This window comes from Bacteroides sp. (assembly GCF_030151085.1).
In the GTDB taxonomy this organism is placed as follows: domain Bacteria; phylum Bacteroidota; class Bacteroidia; order Bacteroidales; family Bacteroidaceae; genus Bacteroides.
In genome coordinates, this window is sequence record NZ_JASLER010000044.1 from 73,272 (window position 1) to 98,475 (window position 25,204).

A 25,204-nucleotide genomic window follows, 5' to 3' on the forward strand; every position below is an offset into this window, starting at 1 on the left:
AGGGAGTGAGGGGAATTAAACACTAAGTGGCAACGTAAAATAAAATGCGGTACCTACCCCTTCGGTAGATCGTGCCCAAATACGTCCGCCCATAAGTTCCACCAACATTCTACAGATGGTCAGTCCGAGACCGGTTCCTTGTGCAAAGTTATCAACCTTACCAAAGCGCTGGAATATAGTTGCAATTCGGTTGGCGGCAATGCCAATTCCACTATCTTTCACATAAAATTGCACCACATCACCCCGCAACTGACAACCAAAATGTATCTCTCCGGAAACAGTAAACTTTATGGCATTGCTCAATAAGTTCGTCAAGATTTGAGTCAAGCGAATTTTATCACTAACAATACACAAGTTCCGTTCTACTTCATCGAGCTTCAGTTGAACGCCTTTCGCCGTCTTTTTATAGAACTGATTATACTCTTTCGTGAAAATGGTATATAAATTAATCTCTTCTTTTGATAAGTCCATCACCCCGGCTTCCAATGAAGAAAGGTCAATTATATCGTTGAACAAATTCAGCAGCAACTCAGAGTTCTTTTCTATGATATAGCTATATTCTTCTTTCTCAGTCTCATCTCCCGGATTAATTACCAATCTGGAGAAACCGACAATAGCATTCAACGGAGTACGTATCTCATGGCTCATATTAGCAAGAAAAGCAGATTTCAATCGATCCGATTCTTCGGCTCGCTCCCGTGCAGCTATCAGTTCTTTTTCCGTTTGCTTCAAACCTGTTATATCCCATGAAATGCCTATCAGGTATGAATCGCCATTCGGAGAATCCGCCATCAGTTTTGAAGTATGTACAATCCGTTTATCACCGTTTGCACTTGTATAAACCTCTTCAAATTCTTTGAAGCCGAGTCTCTGCGTCTCAAGATCGTCTTTGCGGAACCTCTCTCTGTCTGCTGAATCGGGGAATATTTCAAAATCGGTATGCCCTACAGCTTTTTCAGCCGATATACCGGAGTGTTTAACGAAGTCTTTGTTCCAATACAAATAACGGAAATCATCCTTGGCGTCCTTAACAAACAGATAAACAGGAATATTATCCAGGATTGCGCCCATTATAGAATTTAAGCGGACGATCTCTTGTTGTTGTTTTGCACTTTCAAATTCCGATTTAACCCTTCTTGTTACATCTTGGCATACACATAACAAATATTGATCTCCTAACGGACAAATTCTGTTATCAAAATAGTGCAATTCACCTTCGAATATTAAAGAGTGCTGGGCGGTATGTGTTTCTTTCGTACGTTTCACTTCTTCCATATTGGCAAAGATGACGTCATAAGCATCTCCCGTCACGATATCTTCAAGTTTGGAACAACACAAACCTTCATTGGAAAGACCTTCAATATGATTAGTACCGGGAGCAGAAACTAATGCTACACAATTCGCATCATAATCAAATACAGTTATCATATCAGGAATTGTCTCCAATATCTCCCGAGCATATCGTTCACGGAATTGTCCTTGCGAATTATTCTCACAAGGATTATCCTGAATGGAGCATCTTTCTAATTTTTGTTCCAGATGGTAGATGATGTCCAATAACTCTTCTTTTGTCTTGTTCCTGTAATCGCCCATTTCAATAAATGATAGAGTCTGATCATATTTTACAATTATCGTGGCTACAAATATACTGTAAAAAATGATTGCATCAACATTTGTTTTTACTTTTATTTAAAAAATGACAAAGCTTTTGCCCTACTAATCAGAATGTTCTATCTTTGCACCACTTTTTAATTAAAATCAAACATTTATGTCTAAAGAATTATTCTCTACTCTGCCTTACAAAGTGGCAGATATTACGCTTGCCGACTTCGGTCGCAAGGAAATCGATCTGGCAGAAAAAGAAATGCCCGGCCTCATGGCTCTTCGCGAAAAGTATGGAGAAACAAAACCGTTGAAAGGTGCTCGTATCATGGGCTCACTGCACATGACTATCCAAACTGCGGTATTAATCGAAACCCTTGTGGCACTGGGCGCAGAAGTACGCTGGTGTTCCTGCAATATATACTCTACTCAAGACCATGCCGCTGCTGCCATTGCTGCCAGCGGAGTAGCAGTTTTTGCCTGGAAAGGTGAAACGTTAGCCGATTATTGGTGGTGTACACTTCAAGCCCTGAACTTTGCCGGCGGTAAAGGTCCCACAGTTATCGTGGATGATGGAGGAGATGCTACCATGATGATACACGTAGGCTACGATGCCGAAAACAACGCTGCCGTACTGGACAAGGAAGTACATGCCGAAGATGAAATAGAGTTGAACGCCATCCTTAAACAGGTTCTGGCTAAAGATAGCGACCGCTGGCATCGTGTAGCAACCGAAGTACGTGGTGTTTCGGAAGAAACCACTACCGGTGTACACCGTCTGTATCAAATGCAGGAAGAAGGCAAATTGCTGTTCCCAGCATTCAATGTGAATGACTCGGTAACCAAATCTAAATTTGATAACCTCTACGGTTGCCGTGAGTCTTTGGCAGATGGTATTAAACGTGCTACCGACGTAATGATTGCCGGTAAAGTAGTTGTTGTTTGTGGTTACGGTGATGTAGGTAAAGGTTGTTCGCACTCCATGCGTTCCTACGGTGCCCGTGTACTGGTAACCGAAGTCGACCCTATCTGTGCTTTGCAAGCTGCTATGGAAGGTTTCGAAGTAGTCACTATGGAAGACGCCTGCGCAGAAGGCAATATCTTTGTAACTACTACCGGCAATATTGACATTATCCGCATCGACCACATGGAGAAGATGAAAGACCAAGCCATTGTTTGCAACATCGGTCACTTCGACAATGAGATCCAGGTAGAAGCCCTCAAGCATTTCCCGGGTATCAAGTGCGTGAACATCAAGCCGCAAGTAGACCGTTATTATTTCCCTGACGGACACAGCATCATCCTGTTAGCTGACGGTCGTTTAGTAAACTTGGGCTGTGCTACCGGTCACCCGTCTTTCGTAATGAGTAACTCATTCACAAATCAGACATTGGCACAAATCGAGTTGTTCAACAAGAAATATGAAACCAATGTTTATCGTTTGCCCAAGTATCTGGACGAAGAAGTAGCCCGTCTGCATCTCGAAAAGATTGGCGTAAAACTGACGAAGCTGACTTCTGAACAGGCTGCATACATCGGTGTAAACGTAGATGGACCGTACAAAGCCGACCACTATCGTTATTAAAGGATCGGACGATTTACAATTTACGATTAAAGTTAGTCTGAGGTTGTGAATTGTAAATCGAACTTTCTTCAATCGTAAATCGTAAATTGTCAAATTGTAAATGAAAAAGATTCTTCCTGATTTCCTTGCCATACTGGTATTTGCCGTACTCTCTTTCGCCTACTTCTTCCCGGCGGATATAGAGAACCGCATTCTGTTCCAGCACGATATCGCTGCCGGAGCAGGTGCCGGACAAGAAGCGGTACAATATCACGAACAAACGGGTGAACGTACTCGTTGGACGAACTCTATTTTTGGAGGTATGCCTACCTACCAGATATCTCCGTCCTACGACTCTACCCAGCCATTGCAATGGGTGCAGAAGGTGTACCAACTTTTCCTGCCCAATTATGTATGCCTTACATTTATCTTGATGCTAGGCTTTTACATCCTATTGCGAGCATTCGGTATACCAGTCTGGCTGGCGGGATTAGGAGGAATTATATGGGCATTCTCATCCTATTTCTTTATTCTGATATCTGCCGGACATATCTGGAAATTCATCACCTTGGCCTATATACCACCTACGATGGCAGGTATTGTGCTTGCTTATCGCGGTAAACTACTATGGGGAGGAATCATTACTGCCCTGTTTATTGCCTTGCAAATCTCATCAAACCACGTACAGATGTCCTACTACTTCCTGTTTGTCATCTTGTTCTTCGTGGGGGCTTACTTCGAAGATGCCTGGCGTAACAAAACGCTACCGCAATTCTTCAAGGCAAGTGCAGTCTTGGTAGTAGCAGCCCTTATCGGGGTAGCAGCCAATCTATCGAATCTTTACCATACTTATACGTACAGTAAAGAAACCATGCGCGGCAAAAGCGAACTGGTACAAACAGGTGAAGCTGCCAAGCAAGCCAGTGGCGGATTAGAGCGTGATTACATCACTCAATGGAGTTACGGTGTCGATGAAACGTTGACTTTACTTGTCCCTAACTTCAAAGGAGGTTCCTCTTTCAACAGACTGAATGAAAGCGAGGTAGCGATGAAGAAGTCCAAACCCGAATACTCACAAATCTACAACCTCGGACAGTATTTTGGCGATCAGCCTATGACGTCCGGTCCTGTTTATGTAGGAGCTTTCGTTCTTTTTCTTTTCATCCTGGGATGTTTCATTGTACGCGGTCCATTAAAATGGGCATTGATAGGCGCAACCTTCTTCTCCATCGTATTGTCATGGGGTAAGAATTTTATGCCACTCACTGATTTCTTCATTGATTACATTCCAATGTATAATAAGTTCCGTGCAGTATCTTCTATCCTTGTAATTGCAGAATTTACTATACCATTACTAGCAATTTTCGCTTTAAAACGTGTACTGGACGAACCGGAAATTATCAAGAAAGATAAGAAAGCAGTAGGCATCAGCCTAGCACTTACGGCAGGTGTAGCATTATTGATGTTTATCTCTCCGGCAATATTCACCAGCTTTGTTCCTGCACAAGAGGTACAAATGTTACAAAATGCCGTTAACCAGCAAATGATACCGGCAAACGAACTTTCGGGTATCATGGCCAGTCTATCGGAAATGCGTGCTGCATTGGTTAGTTCCGATGCTATCCGTAGCTTCTTCATTATTATTATTGGTTGTGCTCTGCTTTGGTTCTATGCAACCGGCAAATTACGCAAGTCGCTGACTATTGCAGGTATCACTATCCTCTGCTTGGGTGATATGTGGAGTGTGAACAAACGCTATCTTCACGATGACCAGTTTGTTCCCCGTTCTGCACAAACCGAGACATTTAATAAGACACAAACTGATGAGCTGATTTTGCAAGATAAAAGCCTGAATTACCGTGTACTTAACCTTGCTACCAGTACATTCGACGAGAACAACACCGCCTATTGGCATAAGAGTGTTGGCGGATATCATGCTGCCAAACTACGCCGCTATCAGGAAATGATAGAGAACCACATTTCACCTGAAATGCAAGCTGCTTATAGGGAAATTGCTACTGCCGGTGGAGAAATGGATAGTGTAGACGCCTCCAAGTTCCGCGTACTGAATATGTTGAATACAAAATACTTCATCTTACCTGCCGGACAACAAGGACAAACAGTACCTATCCTTAACCCTTATGCTTATGGTAATGCATGGTTTGTAGATAAAGTTCAATACGTAGACAACGCCAATCAGGAAATCGAAGCTTTAAAAAACATTCTTCCTACCGAAACAGCTGTAGTAGATGCTCGCTTTAAAGATGCCTTGAAAGGTGCTACTGAAGTTTACAAAGACAGTCTTTCCAGCATTCAACTGAAAAGTTACGAACCCAACCGTTTGGTTTACGAAACCAATAATGCCAAAGATGGTGTCGCCGTCTTCTCCGAAATATATTATCCGGATGGCTGGCAAGTAACCATCGACGGAAAACCTACTGATATAGCTCGTGCCAATTATATCCTGCGTACAATGTATGTACCTGCCGGAAAGCACACTATCGAAATGCGCTTTGACCCGACGAGCCTGCATGTTACAGAAGGCATTGCTTATGGAGCATTAGCACTATTACTGATCGGAATTATTGCAGTGGTACTAATAGCCAGAAAGAAGGAATCCAAATAAATTGGAATAAATCCGTTAGCGGAATATTCTCTTAATAAAGACACTCCCGGTTTCTACTTTTTATAGAAATCGGGAGTGTCTTTTATTAAAACCAACAGTTTATGCTTTAGAAACTGAACCATAGCATAAAAAAACCGTCTCTACCCTCACGGGTAAAAACGGTCCAAGTCAATAATACATGAAAAAACGCTATTTAGAGAGAGTCTCTTCTGTCAATACATAACTATAATATTTCACTATTTCCTATTACAGTCTATTTCTATTCCGATACAAATGTACATAGTCCTCCCATGAATAGCAAATGAAATCTACGTAGGGGAAGATTTTGCCGACGAGTGGCAAGAAAATGATATAACAAAACAGAAAAGATAATTATTTCTTTAGTAACCGACGTGTAAGATAATGAACCGGATACCAAACAGACAAGAAACCAACTGCTATCACAGTAACAAATATCAGTAAAACATCCGTTACATGAACACTCACAGGATAGGCATCAACTACGAAGCTACCATTACCTCCTAAAGTAATAATCCCAAAATGCTTTTGAAGGAAACAAAGTAACAATCCGACAAGAATACCAGCAAACGCACCAAATACAGAAATAAGTCTTCCTTCGAATAAAAAGATACGAGCTATCAAATGGTCACTAGCACCTAAATTACGCAAAGTTTCCACATCTTCGCGCTTATCAAGAATAAGCATGGAAAGTGAACCTATCACATTAAAACAAGCAATAGCCAAAATAAATGTAAGGAAAAGGTAAGATATAAATTTCTCTATCTCCATGATGCGAAATACATCAGCCTGTTGCTCATAACGATTCAGTACCACATAATGACGCCCCAGAATACGGGATATGTTTTTTTGAACAGAAGCTATGTCAGCATCAGGCTTTAACTTCAGTTCAATAGCGGAGACTTCTTTATCATAATTAAATAATCGTCTGGCAAAGTCAAGAGAAGTAAGTATATAACTACCATCATACTTCTGCTGATTCACTACAAATACAGCACCTGGTGAAAACAGGTAATCTCGATTGAAAGAAGCAGAAGGGTTAGCCATATTGACCCGAACATTCCTTTTAGGAGCATAGACTTGTAACGGATCTACAAACTGGATACCCGTACCCAGTTCTGATACCAACTCCACCCCTAAGATACCATAATCTACTACCTCATCATGTAAGACGAATTTTCCAGTACCATACAACAAGCTATCAATAGAAGTCAGTTGTTCAAAGTTATCATCCACTCCTTTGATAACAGCCATAGCTTGGCGATCTTTGTATTGCACCATAGCATTCTCTTCCAGCGTTTCCGTCCAGACCTCAATCTCCGGCAACGACCGTACTTGCTTGAAAGCAGCACTGCTCGGATCAAAAACCTTTCCTTCACGGATCGTTATCTTCAGTTCCGGATCGAAAGCCGTAAAGAATCCCGCCACCATATCCTGAAAGCCATTGAATACGGAAAGAGTACATACCAACGCCAATGTAGCCAATGCCACCCCACATACAGAAATACCGGATATGATATTGATAGCATTATGCTTCTTCTTAGAGAAGAGATATCGACGAGCTATGTAGAAGGGAAGGTTCACTTCAGCAACTCATCTATTTTATCCAGATAGTCTAATGAATCGTCCACAAAGAACTTCAGTTCCGGTATGATACGAAGCTGGTGACGTACACGTGTGCCCAACTCAAAACGAATGGACTTCATATTGGCATTGATATTCTTTATAATCTCCTCTCCCTTTTCTGAAGGAAAGATGCTAAGATAAGCACGTGCTACACTCATGTCCGGACTGATGCGTACTGCACTAACAGAGATCAATACGCCTTGCATAGACTTGGTTTGCAACAAAAAAATCTCACTCAACTCCTTCTGGAGTAAACGAGCTATTTTATTCTGACGGGTTGTTTCCATAATTTCTTTTTTCTAATTAACGGCAAAGTTACGTATAATATCTTGGCAGACTTACAATTTATACTTTTTTTAGTATCAGCCATCCTTCGATATCAAATAATAAAGTATATTTGCAATCATACTACTATCAACGCAACATTTTAATTTATGAGAGTATACGTTTGGCTATTATTGCTACTCTTTTCTTCAACCGCTTATGCCAAGGACAGCAACCGTTGGAAAGAAGCGGAATTGAATATGCAGAAACAAGAATACGGGGAGGCGGCAAAACTTTATAAAGAATTAATCAATAAGTCAGACAGCGATTATGAGGAGATTAACTCTCAAAAGGTAGCTGACCTGCGCAAGATATATTCCATAGACGAACTGGAATTGGCTAACAGTCAAGAACAAAGCCATTTACTCTTAATGGTTCTCATCATTTTGCCTATCTTTATAGCCATTGCCGGATATATTGTATTTTTTCTGAAAAAGCAAGGAAAGAAGTTAATCTTATCGCAACAAAAACTTAAAGAGGCTCAGGAAGCAGTAGAGAAATCTATTCATAACAAAAGCCTGTTCGTGTCGAACATGAGCCACGAAATACGCACCCCTCTAAATGCCTTATCCGGTTTCTCTGAAATACTAACTACCCCAGGTATTGACGAAGAAACACGGAAGCAGTGCTACGAAATTATCCAATTGAATTCCCGCCTGTTAATAAATCTTCTTAATGATGTGGTGGATATTTCCTGTCTGGATATAACCAACATGAAATTTGATCTAAGGAAATATGATGCTGTAGCCCTCTGCGAAGGTATTATCCAAACAGTGAATGGTATTAAGCAGACACAGGCTGAGATATCTTTTGAGACCGATCTGCCTTCTTTGGAGATTGAGACAGACACCTCTCGCTTGCAACAAGTATTAATCAATATACTAATCAATGCCACGAAGTTTACCAAAGAGGGTAGCATCGTACTACGGCTTGAGCAGGTAGAGGAAGGCCTTGCACTATTTTCGATTACCGATACCGGTTGCGGCATTCCTTTAGAGAAACAGCCTACTATCTTTGCGCGTTTCGAACGAGTAGACGAGAAATCACAAGGAACCGGTATCGGGCTTTCCATCTGTCAGTTCATTATTGAGCGCTTCGGTGGAAAAATCTGGATTGATCCGGAATATACCAACGGCTCGCGTTTTGTATTTACCCACCCAATAAAGTTGGAGGGCATCGTATGAAAAAGATAATGTTCTTTATACTCTTTTTGGCAAGTTTATCGGCTTTTGCTAAAACAGATGCCTCGATTGTCTTCAATAAACAGGCACGGGATAGTGTCTTCCACGAAGCAGCTTCCATTTCTGTTGACTCAGTTCGTTCTCTATTCCTGAGAGAGGCCTTCGAACAATTTATTGGTCAGGAGGGTGCTACTGAATTTTTGGACTCAGCTATCGCCCTCAGCGTACGCAAGTATCTACCCAATGAAGAATTATGGGCACTCTTCGATTATTGCCGGCAATATGAATACCTTACCGAGTTATCCAAGTTGGAGCAAAGACTTGTGGTTTTAAAGGATGCCAGTTACCATCATAAGAATTACGCATATTATTATACAATGTGGATGTCCGTACTTCATGCACGATGCGCAATGGGAGATATTGAATATGCCATAATGCAAGCAAAGGAAATGGCAAACGAAGCTATACGTTTGAATTATAAGGGAGGTACATTTATAGCAGCCCTCGCCTTAGGACAAGCTTATGACTTTGCCAAACAATACGATAAAGCAATAAATGCATACAAACAGGCTTTAGAAAAGAATCCTAAGGCAAATGATGATGCCCTGTTGATAATACATGGTAATCTTAGCAGGCTTTATTTCAAATTAGAAAAATATACTCAAGCTCTAGAGGAATTGCGAAAACAACACGCTACCCTTACGAGAATGTATAAAAAGTCTCAATTATCGGATCCATTCAGATCGAATTTTTTAGAGATAGAAATATCTTTCTGCAAAATCTACATGGAATTAGGGGATAAAGAAAATCTGGGGCAGCATTTAAAGGAAGCTCAAAAGTATTACAATGAAAATATATACCGCGGAGCTTACATCAATTATCATATCTTGTGGGGAGCATATCACAAGCTCAATAAAGAATGGGATATGTCTCTCCGGGAGATTGACCTGGCTATTAATGCCTGCCAAGGAACAGAGCCTTTCGGAGAGAACCAGATACTTAAAACGAAAGCCAATGTCTTAATGGAAATAGGTAAACATGAAGAAGCTGCCAACCTATTTAAGACTGTAGCCATAAAAGGAGATTCACTGAACCAAAATATGTTGAAGAGACATCAGGAAGTACATCTGATTAACCATAAAATTCACAAGGCTCTGCTAGAGAAAGAGATTTTAACGCAACGATACCGTTACATACAAATAGGTGTCGGTTGTATCATTTTAGTTCTATTATTTTTCGTCATTGTACGTGCCGCCCAAATCCGACGCCAATTACAGCGTTCGGAAGAAGAAACCCGACTGGCATTAGAGAAAATCAAGTCTGCTGACAAGATGAAGGAACGCTTCCTGCACAATATTACTTATGAAATACGCATTCCATTGAACACTGTAGTAGGCTTTTCCGAATTATTGTCTATAGAAAACAATTTATCGGATGAAGAGTTGGAAGAATATTCAACTGTAGTCAAAAACAATTCATCCAGATTATTGGCGCTTATAAACAATATCCTTGACTTATCACGTCTTGAAGCCGGTATGATGCGGTTCAACGTACAAGAATCTGATATCGTGCAACTCTGCCGGGAAGCTAAGATGATGGTGCAAATGCAAACACCCGATGCTGTAGAACTAACATTCAACACTGAACTGGAAGACTTACAGGTTCATGTGGATAGCAAATGGTTCCTCAAATTATTGACCAGTTTAATGTCCGTACCAACAGATTATGCGGGAGAACGACTTTCAATAGAATACTCTTTAGACCGATCGGAAAAGAATCTGACAATAATAGTCAAGGGAAGTCCACTATACCAGATTTGGAAAGATGAGCAAGAACAAAATATACTACACAATATTAACCGCCTCTATGTTGAAGCATTCATGGGGCGTTACCAGGTTTTAGGGGAAGAGAACAAGAAACAGGTATTCATTACCTACCCTCTAGCTTAAGGCTTATTTCTTACGGATAATTGTCAATCCGTCACGTAAAGGGAGAATAACCTTCTCCACCCGTGTATCATTTGCAACAAGATCATTGAAGGCCTTAATGCCAATAGTTTGCAAATCTTTTCGATGAGGTTGTTCTTCAAGAACATGCTCATCCCATAGAGTATTGTCGGCAATGATATAACCACCATCGGAAAGGCAAGTCAACACCATTTCATAGTAGTCAATATACTTACGCTTATCACCATCTATAAAAGCCAGATCGAAAGTTAGATCCAGCTTCGGTACCATTTCCAAAGCATCACCAATATAGAATTTGATTTTATCGGCATAAGCTGAGTTTTCCAACCAAGGACGTGTAAAGTCTTCTTGCTCATCATTAATCTCGAATGTATGAATCTTTCCGCCTTCCGGCAACCCTTCTGCCATACAAAGTGCGGAGTAACCGCTATAAGTACCTATCTCCAAGATTTGACGAGGACGTATCATCCTGACAAACATCTTAAGCATACGCCCCTGCAAATGCCCTGAAGCCATACGGGGATAAAGTAACTTTAGGTGTGTGTCACGATAAAGAGCCTTCAAATAGTCGCCTTCATCGTCTATGTGTTGCAGGATATATTCGTCTATTGTCATATTAATAGGGTGATAAAGGATAGAGTGATAAGGTGGTAAGATAGCCTTTACCACCTTATCACTCTATCACCCTACCATCTTTTACAAGTATCTATTACTATTAGGAAGTACACTCTCAGCAGCATGCTTCAAAGCGTCTTCCACCACATTAATTTCGAGGAAAGAAGTTTGTGTACCTTCTTTGCCACTACTCAGATAACCCACCATATCTGTTGTACATAAGCGACCTTCTTTTACCAAACGGCGTAAAGCGGCAAAATAATACTCTTGTCCGTTTGCAAGTTCAGGCATATAAATCGCCTCCACACCATAAGACAAGGCAAGGTGACGCATTGTTTTTTCCTTGTAACAGATAGCAAGTACAGGGAATTTTCCGCGGAAAGCAGCAAGGTTACGAGCAGTACGTCCACTATAACTATCGGTAATGATTGCACGGATTTTCAGTTTAGAGGTCGCCTTTACCGCTTGCTTGGCAAGGAATGCAGTTACATCATTGCTGTTTTCATCCAGAGGAATACGAATATCATTATCCGCTAATTTATCTTTTTCAGCTTGGGCAGCAACTTTAGTCATGGTCTTAAGTGCTTCAATGGGGTATTTACCGTATGCAGTTTCACCACTTAACATCAATGCATCTGTACGATAATAAATTGCATTAGCAATATCGGTCACTTCTGCACGGGTAGGACGCGGATTAGAAATCATGGTATGAAGCATTTGAGTAGCAACAATTACCGGCTTCTTTACAAGAATACACTTGCGAATCAGTAAACGTTGAATACCCGGAATACGTTCTTGGGGAACTTCAATGCCAAGGTCTCCACGAGCAACCATTACACCATCGGCAACTTCCAAAATTTCATCAATATTATCAACACCTTCCTGGTTTTCAATCTTGGCGATAATCCTAATATCGCTGTTATGAGCATCCAAAATGGCTTTTATATCCAGAATATCCTGCTTATTGCGTACAAAAGAGTGAGCAATGAAATCAATATCCTTCTCAATAGCATAAAGGATATTAGTACGGTCTTTTTCAGTCAAAGAAGGCAAGTTTATACGAACTCCGGGAACATTCACACTCTTACGACTTCCCAAAGTAGCTTCATTCTGCACTTCACAAAGCAAATAGTCGGAGGTCTTCTCAATTACAACCAGTTCCAGATCTCCATCATCAATCAAAATGTGTCCATCTACATTCAAGTCATGCACAAAGTAAGGATAAGAAACAGAAATACACTCACGAGTTGTTTCTTGTTCGGGTTTGCCCACCACTTTCACTCGGTCACCGACTTTGAAAAGAATAGGTTCGGCAAGCACAGTCGTACGAACTTCCGGTCCCTTTGTATCCATCAAGATGGCAATACGGTTGGATACTGCACGGACATTGTTTATGAGTTTTTCAGAACCTTCACGTCCAAGATGAGCCGTATTCATACGTACTACGTTCAATCCGGCGTCAAACAACTGTTTTATAAAGTCTACATCACAACGTTGATCTGAAATCGTTGCAACAATTTTCGTTTGTTTCAATAACATAATCTTATACCTATTACTTTATTATACTTATTTTTTTATATCCAGCAATGCTTCCAAGGCCAAGCGGTAGGAGTTCAATCCAAAACCACAAATAACACCTTTACAAGCACATGCTATCATGGATACATGGCGAAAAGCCTCGCGGGCATGCACGTTAGAAATATGCACCTCAATCACCGGAGAAATGACCGAACGGATAGCATCTTGCAAAGCAATGGACGTATGAGTGTAAGCACCCGCATTCAAAATAACACCATCTACATCAAAACCCACTTGCTGTATCTTGTCTATCAATTCTCCTTCAACGTTAGACTGGAAATAGTCAATCTGCACATCCGCATATTTCTTACGGAGTTCTACAAGGTAGTCTTCAAAAGTAACACTACCGTAAATGGAAGGTTCACGTTTGCCCAACAGATTTATATTGGGACCGTTTATAATTTGTATCCTCATAACACAATTTTTTATACCTTTGTCTTCCGGATAAGGTACGGACTGTATTCAGTCCGGTTTCTCGCCATGGAACATAAAATCAGGGAACAAAGGTAGAAAAAAGAAATGATATTTGAAGAAAAATCAACGAATAAGGAGAAACAGGCATTGATAATCAGGAAGTATAATCAATATCTTAAATTGGAGAAATCGCTTTCGTCCAATACGCTCGATGCATACCAAAGAGACCTGGAGAAACTGCTACGCTTTTTGGAAGACGAGAAGATAGGTATCCTTGCCGTTACTCTCGACGACTTGCAACGGTTTACAGCCGGCTTGCATGACATCGGCATTCATCCCCGGTCACAAGCACGAATCCTTTCCGGTATAAAATCATTTTTTCATTTTCTTGTAATAGCTGATTATCTGGAAGGTGACCCAAGTGAATTACTTGAAGGTCCGAAGATAGGATTCAAACTACCCGAAGTATTGACCGTAGAAGAAATAGATAAAATTATTTCTATTATTGACTTGAGCACCAATGAGGGACAACGTAACCGTGCCATTCTCGAAACACTGTATAGTTGCGGATTACGCGTATCAGAACTGTGTAATCTGAAAATCTCAGACCTGTACTTTGACGAAGGTTTCATCAAAGTGGAAGGAAAAGGAAGTAAGCAGCGTCTGGTCCCCATTTCACCCCGTGCCATCAAGGAAATCGAATATTGGTTCAAAGATCGCAAGGCCTGGAAAATCAAGAAAGGATTCGAAGACTTTGTATTCCTCGCACGTTGGGGCAACAGTATTTCGCGTATCATGGTATTCCATCTGATTAAAGAATTGGCTAATAAAGCAAATATCACCAAAAATATCAGCCCGCATACCTTCCGACACTCTTTTGCAACACATCTATTAGAAGGTGGTGCCAACCTGCGTGCCATACAATGCATGCTTGGACATGAGTCCATTGCTACAACAGAAATCTACACACACATAGACCGCAACATGTTGAGGAGTGAAATCATAGAACACCATCCCCGGAACATAAAATATCGCAAAGAGAACGGAATTCATTAAATTATGATAAATCTATAAGTTCAATTAACAATCTGTAGGGGGATTTAATATCTTTGCGACGCTGTGCCTCTAAGGAGATAGCAAACAAAAATGAAACAGATAAATTTCAATTACAAACAATTAATTTATACCTAAAATGACTAAGAAATTGTATTTGCCATTATTAATGGCATGTGTTGTTGCATTGTTGACATCATGTAGCGGCAAAATGGGTGAATTGTCATCAGACTATTTCACCGTAACACCTCAAGTTCTTGAAGCCGTAGGTGGTAAAGTACCTGCCACTATCAACGGTAAATTCCCAGAAAAGTATTTCAACAAGAAAGCAGTAGTAGAAGTAACTCCCGTTTTGAGATGGAACGGTGGTGAAGCTAAAGGTCAGTCTGCAGTATTCCAAGGAGAAAAAGTAGAAGGTAACGACCAAGCTATCTCTTACAAGATGGGTGGTAACTATACAATGAAAACCGTTTTCGACTATGTACCCGAAATGGCTAAATCTGAACTGTATCTGGAGTTCAAAGCTACTATCGGCAAGAAAGTGATTACTATCCCTGCTGTAAAAGTTGCAGACGGCGTAATCTCTACTTCTGAATTACTGAACCAGACATTGAACAGCGCTAATCCCGCTAACGGTGACGATGCTTTCCAACGTATCATCAAAGAAAAACATGACGCTAACATCATGTTCTTGATTCAACAAGCTAACGTCCGCAGCAGCGAATTGAAGACTGCCAAAGAATTCGGTAACGAAGTGAAAGACGTTAACAACGCAGCTAACAAGAAGATCAGCAACATCGAGATTTCTGCATACGCTTCACCGGATGGTGGCATGGATTTGAATACCAAATTGGCTGAAAACCGTCAGGACAACACTGCTAAGTTGATCAACAAAGACTTGAAGAAAGCTAAGATTGACGCTGATGTAGATACTAAATACACTGCTGAAGACTGGGAAGGTTTCCAAGAATTGGTTTCTAAATCAAACATCCAAGACAAAGAATTGATCCTTCGTGTTCTTTCTATGTACTCAGAACCTGAGCAAAGAGAACAAGAGATCAAGAACATCTCTTCTGTATTCAAAACTTTGGCTGACGATATCCTTCCGCAATTACGTCGTTCTCGTTTGACTTTGAACTATGATATTATCGGTAAGTCTGACGAAGAAATTGCAAACTTGGCTAACAGTGATGCTAAGCAACTGAATGTTGAAGAATTGCTTTATGCTGCTACTCTGACTACAGATCCTGCTAAGCAAGAAGTTATCTATACAAAAGCTACTCAAATCTATCCTAACGATTTCCGTGGTTACAACAACTTAGGTAAGTTGGCTTATCAAGCTGGCAACCTTGACAAGGCAGAAAGTTACTTCAAGAAAGCTACTTCTATCAAAGATGCTCCTGAAGCTAACATGAACCTTGGTTTGATCGCTTTGACCAAGGGCGACAGAGCTGCTGCCGAATCTTATATGAGCAAGGCTTCAGGTTCTAAAGAATTGAACGAGGCATTGGGTAATCTTTATGTTGCTCAAGGTCAATATGACAAGGCTGCAACTGCTTTCGGTGATACTAAGACTAACAGTGCTGCTTTGGCTCAAATCCTAGCTAAGGACTACAACAAAGCTAAGACTACATTGTCAAGTATCGAAAAACCGGATGCTACAACAGATTATCTGATGGCTGTACTCGGTGCTAGAACTAACAATACTTCTATGGTTACCAGCAGCTTAAAAAGCGCTATTGCCAAAGATCCTGTTTTAGCTAAGAAAGCTGCTTCTGATTTGGAATTCTCCAAATACTTCACGAATGCAGACTTTATGAATATTATCAAATAATAAAGGTATAAGATGAAAAGAAAATGCCCGGCATAGAAATATGTCGGGCATTTTTTTTTATTCACACCAAAAAGGAGTACTTTCGCAGCATAGTATCAACATAAAAGCGAAATGAAGAATATCTATCTCATATACTTTTTGCTTATCATATTGTCTGCCTGTGGTAGTAAGCCAACCAATTCAGCCAGCTTAACCGGTGAAATAGATGGATTAGGTAATGACACCCTTTACATATACGGAACAGATAAAATGTACAACCGTATGGACACTCTCATTGTAAAAGAGGGCAAATTCTCGGCAACCCTTACCGTTGATACCTTAGTGTCTACCTGGTTACAATTCAGTGATGGCACAGAATATCCGCTCTATCTGAACAAAGGAGATAAAATAAAAATCAAAGGTTCCAAAGCGAATCTATCCTCATTGGAGATTACAGGAAATACGCCAAACGAAGAATTAACTACATTCCAAAATGACTTGAAAGGATTAGGCAAACCATCTGAAAAGATGTTGGAACAGAAAGCGGAAGCATTTATTGAAAGCCATCATTCATCATTAGTAAGCATCTACCTATTGGAGAAATATTTCGTCCAAAAGCCCCAACCCGATTTTGTATTGATTAAGAAACTAATAGACCGAATGACCGGAGAACTGAAAGACCGGCCCTATATAGATGAACTAATTGACCGTATTCAGGAGGAAGAAAAGGTTGCCGTAGGTAAAATAGCTCCTTATTTTCATCTTCCTAATGCAAAAGGAAAAAATATCAACCGTACCGATTTCAAGGACAAATATCTGCTAGTGCATTTCTGGGCTTCCTGGGACCAACCAAGTAGGGATGCCAATGCCGACTTACGCCGTATTTATAAGAAAGAGCTAAAGAACAAGGATTTTGCCATTTTAGGCATCTCGTTGGATATTGATAAAGAAGCATGGAAAGATGCCATTAAGAAAGACACCTTGGATTGGGAACAAACATGTGATTTTTCAGGCTGGAATACAGAAACCATCAAGCAATTTGCTATACAAACGTTACCCTCCAATATATTACTCAGTCCATCGGGCAAGATTGACGGGAAAAACTTAAGTAAAGAAGCTATAGAAAAGAAGCTTAAAGAAATAAGTCAAAAGGAGAAATAAATCAATGCTCATTAAAGTATTCGGAGCGGCTGTTCAAGGTATCGATGCAACCCTCATCACTATCGAAGTCAACAGCTCCAGAGGCTGTATGTTCTATTTAGTCGGTCTACCGGACTCAACAGTAAAGGAAAGCCACCAGCGTATTATATCCGCCCTGCAAGTTAACGGCTACCGGATGCCGACCAGCAACATTGTTATCAATATGGCTCCGGCAGATATCCGTAAAGAAGGCTCTGCCTACGACCTACCTTTAGCTATCGGCATGCTCGCTGCCAGTGAAGTAATTCAATCGGATAAACTAGACCGATATTTGCTAATGGGAGAGCTTAGTCTCGACGGCAGCTTACAAACTATCAAAGGAGTACTTCCTATTGCTATCAAAGCAAGAGAACTCGGTTTCGAGGGTATGATTGTACCTAAACAAAATGCACAAGAAGCGGCAGTTGTAAACAACCTGCATGTGTACGGAGTAGAAAATATCAAGGAAGTTATTGAATTCTTTAACGGAAAGCAAGCATTAGAACCTACACTCGTCAACACCCGTGAAGAGTTTTATAACCAACAAAGTGACTTCGACTTTGACTTTGCAGAAGTAAAAGGGCAGGAGAATGTGAAGCGAGCTTTGGAGGTAGCGGCTGCCGGAAGTCATAATATTCTTCTGATCGGTGCCCCCGGAAGTGGTAAATCCATGCTGGCAAAGCGGTTACCATCCATACTTCCTCCCCTATCGTTAGGCGAAAGTCTTGAAACAACCAAGATACACTCCGTTGCCGGCAAGCTAGGTAGTAATGGCGGACTTATATCCAAACGTCCATTTCGTGATCCACATCATACCATATCGACCGTAGCCATGACCGGTGGTGGTAGTTTTCCTCAACCGGGTGAAATTAGCCTGGCACATAATGGTATTTTATATCTCGACGAGCTACCCGAATACCAACGTAATGTACTGGAAGTACTTCGTCAGCCCTTGGAAGACCGAAAGATAACGGTGGCCCGTATCAAATGCAATGTAGAATATCCTGCCAGTTTTATGTTAGTGGCTTCTATGAATCCATGCCCTTGCGGATACTATAACCATCCTACAAAAGCTTGTGTATGTAGCCCCGGACAAGTACAGAAGTATCTGAACCGCATATCAGGACCTTTGTTAGATCGCATAGACATTCAAATCGAAGTAATTCCTGTTCCCTTCGAGAAGATGAGCGACGCGCGACCTGCGGAGAGCAGTGCCGTGATTCGTGAGCGAGTCATGGACGCCCGCCAGCGGCAGACGGAGCGCTATGCTGGTGAGCCCGGCATCCACTGCAACGCGCAGATGAGCAGCCGCCTCATTGCGCAATATGCCCGCCCTGACGATGCCGGACTGGCGTTGCTCAAGAATGCCATGAACCGTCTGAACCTCTCCGCTCGTGCCTACGACCGCATCCTGAAGGTGGCGCGCACCATTGCCGACCTCGAGGGCAGTGAAACCGTCATGTCGCAACACCTAGCGGAAGCTATCGGGTATCGCAATCTGGACAGAGAGGGCTGGGCGGGGTAGAAAGATAGTTAGGGTAATTTTTCGTAGAAAATCATGTTGATTTATGAAATACATTCGAAAAATGTCGCAAAGTTTACTAACTTGGATAAAAGAATCACTATAATACATAAGCCCTATGTTACCACAGCGATACATCCGCTTTTTCATCAGTAGCACTTTTGCCGATATGACCATTGAGCGAAATCTGCTACAAGAACTCATGGCCGAACTAGCCTCTGAATATCAACCTCAAGGGTGGCAGATAGAATATGTAGACCTTCGATGGGGCATCACCCAAGAAGCAGGACTCGACAATCGCACCATTCAGATATGCAGAGCTGAGTTGGCCCGATGCCAACAAATGTCACCCAAGCCCAATTTTATCATCCTCTCCGGCCAACGAAGAGGATGGATTCCCCTGCCCGAAACACTACCTGCCCATCAGATGGAAGCATTACAAGCGAAGATGAACAATGCCCAACGCAAACTTATGCAGATTTGGTACCGGGCAGATACCAACTATTTTGAAGAGGCCCAGTATATCCTCCAGCCTCGCGAGGGACGCTATACCAACTCCCCGGTATGGGAACGCGAAGTCTATCTTCCTCTCATAGCTTTATTCAACGAACACCTGCCTTCAGCTACCGAGATAGAAATTAAAGATGGCATACTCAATGCCCACGACCCCGAGGGGCACTCGCATGTCGTAGCCTATCTTCGCCAGCTCACCCAAGTACCGCAATCCCTAGCATCCACATTTATAGAAACCAAAAGTACAGACGATGTCGCATCCCTCCATAATCAGCTCAAAGTCGCCCTCGATGAGCCCAATCTCTACTCTGAAACGCTCACTTATCAAGCTTATCAATCCACCTCTTTTACCCATCGCTTCAAGCAAGAGATGGGAATCCGATTACGAAAAGTCATCGACCATACCATCAGCGAATATCATCCTTTAGAAACCGAAAGCGACAAACACCATAAAATAGCCATCGAAAAGCAGAGGTTTTTTGTAGGTCGCGAAAAAGAATTACAATCCATTGATGCCTACATCCATGATGCTCAGGCCAACCACACCTATTATATAGTGTCGGCCTCCGGCTCCGGCAAGTCATCGCTCATCGCCCAAATCTATCAACGATACGAAGCTACACACAACGTCATCTGCCGTTTTTGTGGCGAAACAGAAGCCACTTCAGATGGCGCCCACCTGCTCAATAGCATCTGGACAGAGATGCGAAGATTATACCCGTTAATCCGATGGACTATGCAAGATTTACCCGGCTTTAGCAGTGAGCCCGCATCGGTATGGGACACCTATAAGTCTGCTACAGAAATGTTCGATACCCGTCTTCATCAGATAAAAGAAGGGCGTCCCCTGCTCATTTTGATTGATGGGTTCGACCAGCTGATCGACGAAGACTCAGACGAATGCTTCGCCCTAAGATGGATTGATTGCGAATTAAGTCCACTGGTACGTGTCATCCTTACCTCTACCGATGACCCACGCATAGCCAAGACTCAGACCCATCTTAAACGACACACTCTAGACACTCTGCCTCCGGTAGATGCCCTAAGGCTCGTCGGTGGCCTTTTGGTAGAAAAAGGCAGAGTGCTCACTCCCGACCAATGTTGGCAAGTAGAACAAGCCATCGCTTCTTCGGACAAACGGCCCATATATCTCACCCTACTGGGTGACTACCTTTGTGGTTTCGCCTCTTATGAGACAATTCCCCCACCACCCTCCGACTTTACCAGTCTGCTTCGTCTGGTGCTTCACACTCTCACCTCGGCCCGTCATCACGATGCTCACCTGGTGAAGAGTGCCCTCACCCTGCTTTATTGCGAGCGACAAGGGCTCACACATGCCGAGATGCAAAGAGTTCTATCGCTCGACTCTTCCCTCATGGAGCACCTCAAGGAGCACGCCCACCATTCCATCCAAGGTAATACCATCCCCCCTATTCTGTGGTCACGCCTCTACCACGATCTGGAGTTCTTCTTCCGCCAGCGTCAAGGAAAGTATGGCAATATGATCTACATCTACCACCATGCCTTGGCTCAAGCCATTCAAGAGATTTATTTATCCCAACCAACGGATCTGCTTCCGCCCTACAATCACTTGGCTTTGTTGTATCAAGGCTTAGAAACCCCGCATGCCATTCACGAAGCCACCTTCTGCGACTATCGGTATGTCGTTCAGCTATACCACATTTTTGGTAAGTATATTTCCCTCCCGACAGACAACGTCATCGCCCGCTTTCAAAACCCTACGTTTCTTCATGTCAAATTGATGCTCGACCGAAGTGACCTGATGAACGATCTCGACCTGATGATAGAGTTATCCAAAATCTGCACAGAAGTCCATCGCCAGCATTTCTTAAATCTGAAGAAAGACCTAGCTCAGATCAATCGTTGCACCTACGAGCAATTCCTGCTCTATTGTGCCAACACCCATCCGATGAGCCCGCTCCGTGGTCTAGCGCAAGGAATAGATGTGATACCGGATGGGTTGTGTAACTCACGTCCCTACGACCTCACCGTATATGCGTCTGGAAAATGCGGAGAGCATCCCCTGCTGAGCAACGATGGAAGCCGAATATTGTCGCTGAAGAGACATAAGCATCGAGTACACATAGAAGATATGGACGAGTTGGGCTATTCAAAAGACTATGACATGCATACGTCTATATTAACCATAGACGCCACTCCAAACTTGCTCATACATGCGCTAGCCACGCAAGATGGCGCACAAATCTACGACTATATACACCATAAGGTTTTGAATCATGATGCCCAAATTTCCTCCCCCACTTGGATTACCCTATCTGACGATGGTAAGATTTGGGCGTATGGGCATCAGAGCCATTGTTTCATAGCAGGATTTGGCCTCCAAAATTGGGGTTGCCACACCGCCCGACTCAGCCCGAGTGGACGCTATTTGTGGTATAGCACCTCAGATGGCGTCCGGCGCTACGACCTCGTAAAGGATAAATCTTTTGGCATGACGCTAAACGATTATAAAGCAGACGACGAAAGCACTCTGCTTCTAGCCGCTAGCGAGGATAAATGCATCCTCCGAAACAATAATCACATACAGTTGATAGTCATCCATGCGGATGAAAAACAATGGAGTGGCTCCCGTTATCGCTTTATGGATACCAATTCAGTGATAGCGGGTATTCATGACGATGATTATATCATAATCAATGAGTATGAGCATAGTAAATGCTACGTGGTGAAATATGCGGAATTTACCTTCAAGCAACTCAGAAGCACCTCCATGGAGGGCATCACAGCCCTTAGCAAAAATCTGGCCTATGCTTACGATAATCTGCAAAACCTTTGCTATCGGTTACCGCTCCTATGCGATACTATGAAATCGTATAGCTTCTTCAATGCTGGCATCAACACGATTTCGAGTAGTCGCAAGGGCGAATTGATAGCCGTGACCATCGGAAAGAATGAAGTGCAAGACCGATGCACCGACCTATTGCTTATCCATCATGGGAAAGAGATGAAGATAGACTTATCTCAAGCCACCACCTATCCCTACTTCATGTCGTGCGCAGTAAGTCCCGCAGGAGATAGAGTCTGGATTTCGGAATCCGACCCTATGGGTGATTTGATTTGTCTCTCCCCCGAAGGGCATATACTCGGGCGCATCGCTCAAGCCGGCGGCAAACTAGCCATGCGCTTTACGGAAGATGGAAGCAGGCTCGTAGCAGCATGCGGACACCATATCGCTAGTCTCAATCCCACTATTCATGTGATAGATGCGAAAAGTATGACTGTAATTGCTCAATTCTTGCCGGAAGAGATGGTAGGAATAGTAGGCGTAATGAATAGCTATGAGATGCGCCTATCTAAATCGGGACGCTATGCTATCTTCCATAAGTTTAAGAAGAACCATGTGGTAGATATAGACCGCCAGCTTTTACTTTCGGAAGAGCAAGGAGAAAAAACAGCTCAACAAGAGGCCATTACCTCTCGATTCAAAATCAATAAAGATGGCATTATAGAGTATCAAAACTCAGCAAAAGGTACGCATGGGCCAAAAGCCTACATGCAGCACCTTTGTTTATGGCAGGAGACTAGCGAAGGACTGGCCGCGGTGTCGTGGAGTGGGAAGGTCTCATTTTTCTATGCGGGAAGCAGGTAAATAATCATATTTTCTGAACTTATTGGGTGCTCTGAATGAGGAAGTATTGTTTTTACAGCAAAAATATAAAACGAATCATCTCAAATATTGCAAATGAATCATCTCAAATATTAAAAATAGATTTGCTATTAAATTATAAATGGTTACCTTTGCACTCAGATAACAATTCAATAATGCAGTAACCTAAAATGGCATATCTACAAAGAATTTTCGATACACAACTAAAGGCTCATCTTGATGCGATGGGGGCAGTACTCATAGAAGGTCCTAAATGGTGTGGAAAAACAACCACGGCGAGACAGTTGGCAAAGAGCATCATAAGTCTGCAAGACACTGATCATCGTGAGGAGTATTTGGCCACCGCAATGACAAAGCCCTCATTCTTGCTGGAGGGTAATGTACCTCGTCTGATAGACGAGTGGCAAGATGCGCCTATGCTATGGGATGCCGTAAGGACAAAAGTCGATGAACGAGGACTGCCAGGTCAGTTCATTATGACTGGTTCGAACGCTGTTGATGACAGCAAGATTCATCATAGTGGTACAGGACGCATCTCACGAATGCAGATGCTTCCTATGAGCTTATGGGAATATGGAGAATCAAATGGCTCTGTTTCATTGATGGATCTGTTTGATAACCCAGAGATGGAGGTCTTTGCTCAGTCTGGGATGGCGATGGAGGAAATCATTTTTGCCGCCTGCAGAGGCGGATGGCCTGCAACTTTGAATCTGAAGAACGATAAGGCTAAATTGCTTGTTGCCACTGAGTATGTCAAATCTGTGTATAAGAAAGATATTTCTCAGATAGACGGAGTTAGGAGAAATCAGAAACTGGCAAACAGGATTCTGAAATCATACGCCAGAAACATTTCAACGTTGGCAAAATCAACCTCCATTCTGACAGACGTTACAGCAGCAGATAATATCGAGTGTACCCGCCCTACATTCGACAGTTATGTGGATGCATTGGAAAGGCTTTTTGTTATTATGGACATCGATGCTTGGTGCCCTTCTATCAGGAGTAAGACTGTTATACAAAGTCGGCCGAAGCGTGCTTTCTGTGATCCCTCCATTGCGGTTGCCGCACTTGGCTTGACTCCTGACGCGCTGATGACCCAACTGAAAACCTTTGGCTTTATCTTCGAGCAAATGTGCGCAAGAGACCTTAGGGCTTATTCTGCATCCCATGATGGTGCCTTGTCATACTATCGTGACCGCTACGGGCTGGAAGCAGACCTCGTATTGCACCTCTCCGATAGTCGTTATGCACTCATTGAATGCAAACTTGGCAGCCATGAAATCGAAGATGGTGCCAGTCACCTGTTGGAAATCAAACGGCTCATTCAGGAACATAATAAAGAGGAAAAGCAGGTGCCTCTACGTGAACCAGACTTACTGATTGTCATGACAGGAGGACAAATGGCCTATTCTCGCCCTGATGGCATAAAGGTCATACCATTGGCTTGCCTGAAAGATTAAAGTTATGCATCATGAAAAGAACAAATACCATATCAAATCATGTTCAAGAAGAAAAACCAGTTGGAAATACAGGCTGCACACCTGGCAGAAGCCATCGGATACAGGAATCTGGATAGAGAGGACTGGGCAGGATAAAATCTATAAAAGAACAGGAGTTCACTATTTTCCCCCTTATTTGCATCATTTTCTCCCTTACTTTGCCTCTATTACCGTAGCTTTGCTCCTGTTAAAAATCTAATAAGCTATGGAGGCAAAGAAGTATTCCCCTTTTTCCCCAGATTGGCTCTTATCAAAAGGAGCAATCTGATTGATATCAGTCATTCTTTACATTACTTATTTATAAAACAGTAATGTGAGGCAGGATTTCTTTTTACCATACTCATAGTAAGTATTTATCTTTCAATGTATTACAATAATATATAATATATATGAGATATATTTGTAACATACAACCTGTACCTTTGCATCTGAAATAATATTTATAAATATAAAGAAGCGAA

The 25,204-nt window shown here is 42.2% G+C and carries 16 protein-coding genes; 10 read left to right on the forward strand and 6 right to left on the reverse strand.

The genetic code is table 11. From position 1 onward, the window contains the following. Positions 1–15 precede the first annotated feature (15 nt). Positions 16–1,593 carry an ATP-binding protein gene (locus Q1W14_RS08305; protein WP_300700622.1) on the reverse strand — a complete coding sequence of 526 codons (1,578 nt, stop codon included), beginning with the start codon at positions 1,591–1,593 and terminating at the stop codon, positions 16–18. A gap of 175 nt (positions 1,594–1,768) precedes the next feature. On the opposite strand from Q1W14_RS08305, the gene ahcY reads away from it, so the two are divergent. Together ahcY and Q1W14_RS08315 are read left to right on the forward strand one after the other, a co-directional pair. Then, positions 1,769–3,187, forward strand: a complete 1,419-nt coding sequence (gene ahcY / locus Q1W14_RS08310; protein WP_300700624.1) for an adenosylhomocysteinase — start codon at positions 1,769–1,771, stop codon at positions 3,185–3,187. A gap of 100 nt (positions 3,188–3,287) precedes the next feature. Continuing rightward, on the forward strand, positions 3,288–5,792 hold the full coding sequence (locus Q1W14_RS08315) for a YfhO family protein (protein WP_300700625.1): 2,505 nt from the start codon (positions 3,288–3,290) through the stop codon (positions 5,790–5,792). A 372-nt stretch (positions 5,793–6,164) separates the two neighbouring features. Here Q1W14_RS08315 and Q1W14_RS08320 read toward each other — a convergent pair whose 3' ends face one another. Next, on the reverse strand, positions 6,165–7,394 hold the full coding sequence (locus Q1W14_RS08320) for an FtsX-like permease family protein (RefSeq protein ID WP_300700627.1): 1,230 nt from the start codon (positions 7,392–7,394) through the stop codon (positions 6,165–6,167). Further along, positions 7,391–7,723, reverse strand: a complete 333-nt coding sequence (rbfA, locus tag Q1W14_RS08325; RefSeq protein ID WP_300700628.1) for a 30S ribosome-binding factor RbfA — start codon at positions 7,721–7,723, stop codon at positions 7,391–7,393. Before rbfA ends, Q1W14_RS08320 begins: the two co-directional genes overlap by 4 nt. Positions 7,724–7,870: 147 nt before the next feature. On the opposite strand from rbfA, the gene Q1W14_RS08330 reads away from it, so the two are divergent. Further along, on the forward strand, positions 7,871–8,944 hold the full coding sequence (locus tag Q1W14_RS08330) for a HAMP domain-containing sensor histidine kinase (protein ID WP_300700629.1): 1,074 nt from the start codon (positions 7,871–7,873) through the stop codon (positions 8,942–8,944). Further along, positions 8,941–10,890 (forward strand): tetratricopeptide repeat-containing sensor histidine kinase, encoded by a 1,950-nt coding sequence (locus Q1W14_RS08335; protein WP_300700631.1) that lies wholly within the window; start codon positions 8,941–8,943, stop codon positions 10,888–10,890. The genes Q1W14_RS08330 and Q1W14_RS08335 overlap by 4 nt, the downstream gene beginning before the upstream one ends. 3 nt (positions 10,891–10,893) lie before the next feature. Here the strand turns inward: Q1W14_RS08335 and Q1W14_RS08340 are convergent, their stop codons facing one another. From Q1W14_RS08340 to aroQ, 3 genes are all read right to left on the reverse strand, one after another. Beyond that, positions 10,894–11,523 carry an O-methyltransferase gene (locus Q1W14_RS08340; RefSeq protein ID WP_300700633.1) on the reverse strand — a complete coding sequence of 210 codons (630 nt, stop codon included), beginning with the start codon at positions 11,521–11,523 and terminating at the stop codon, positions 10,894–10,896. Positions 11,524–11,604: 81 nt separating this feature from the next. Then, positions 11,605–13,062, reverse strand: coding sequence for a pyruvate kinase (gene pyk / locus Q1W14_RS08345; RefSeq protein ID WP_300700634.1), 1,458 nt, complete (start codon positions 13,060–13,062; stop codon positions 11,605–11,607). A 27-nt stretch (positions 13,063–13,089) separates the two neighbouring features. Then, positions 13,090–13,515 carry a type II 3-dehydroquinate dehydratase gene (gene aroQ / locus Q1W14_RS08350; RefSeq protein ID WP_300700637.1) on the reverse strand — a complete coding sequence of 142 codons (426 nt, stop codon included), beginning with the start codon at positions 13,513–13,515 and terminating at the stop codon, positions 13,090–13,092. A 105-nt stretch (positions 13,516–13,620) separates the two neighbouring features. On the opposite strand from aroQ, the gene xerD reads away from it, so the two are divergent. The 6 genes from xerD (at position 13,621) to Q1W14_RS08380 (ending at position 24,704) form a co-directional block, all read left to right on the forward strand. Beyond that, the gene (xerD, locus tag Q1W14_RS08355) at positions 13,621–14,571 is read left to right on the forward strand and encodes a site-specific tyrosine recombinase XerD (RefSeq protein WP_300700639.1); all 951 of its coding nucleotides are present in this window, start codon (positions 13,621–13,623) and stop codon (positions 14,569–14,571) included. Positions 14,572–14,707: 136 nt separating this feature from the next. Continuing rightward, positions 14,708–16,402: a tetratricopeptide repeat protein gene (locus Q1W14_RS08360; RefSeq protein ID WP_300700641.1), complete on the forward strand. Its 1,695-nt coding sequence runs from the start codon at positions 14,708–14,710 to the stop codon at positions 16,400–16,402. 111 nt (positions 16,403–16,513) lie between these two features. Next, the gene (locus Q1W14_RS08365; protein WP_300700643.1) at positions 16,514–17,542 is read left to right on the forward strand and encodes a TlpA disulfide reductase family protein; all 1,029 of its coding nucleotides are present in this window, start codon (positions 16,514–16,516) and stop codon (positions 17,540–17,542) included. A 4-nt stretch (positions 17,543–17,546) separates the two neighbouring features. Next, positions 17,547–19,085, forward strand: a complete 1,539-nt coding sequence (locus Q1W14_RS08370; protein ID WP_300700646.1) for a YifB family Mg chelatase-like AAA ATPase — start codon at positions 17,547–17,549, stop codon at positions 19,083–19,085. 115 nt (positions 19,086–19,200) lie between these two features. Continuing rightward, entirely contained in the window at positions 19,201–23,226 is a 4,026-nt protein-coding gene (locus Q1W14_RS08375; RefSeq protein WP_300700649.1) for a DUF4062 domain-containing protein, read from the forward strand. A gap of 188 nt (positions 23,227–23,414) precedes the next feature. Next, entirely contained in the window at positions 23,415–24,704 is a 1,290-nt protein-coding gene (locus tag Q1W14_RS08380; protein WP_300700650.1) for a DUF4143 domain-containing protein, read from the forward strand. Positions 24,705–25,204 lie beyond the last annotated feature (500 nt).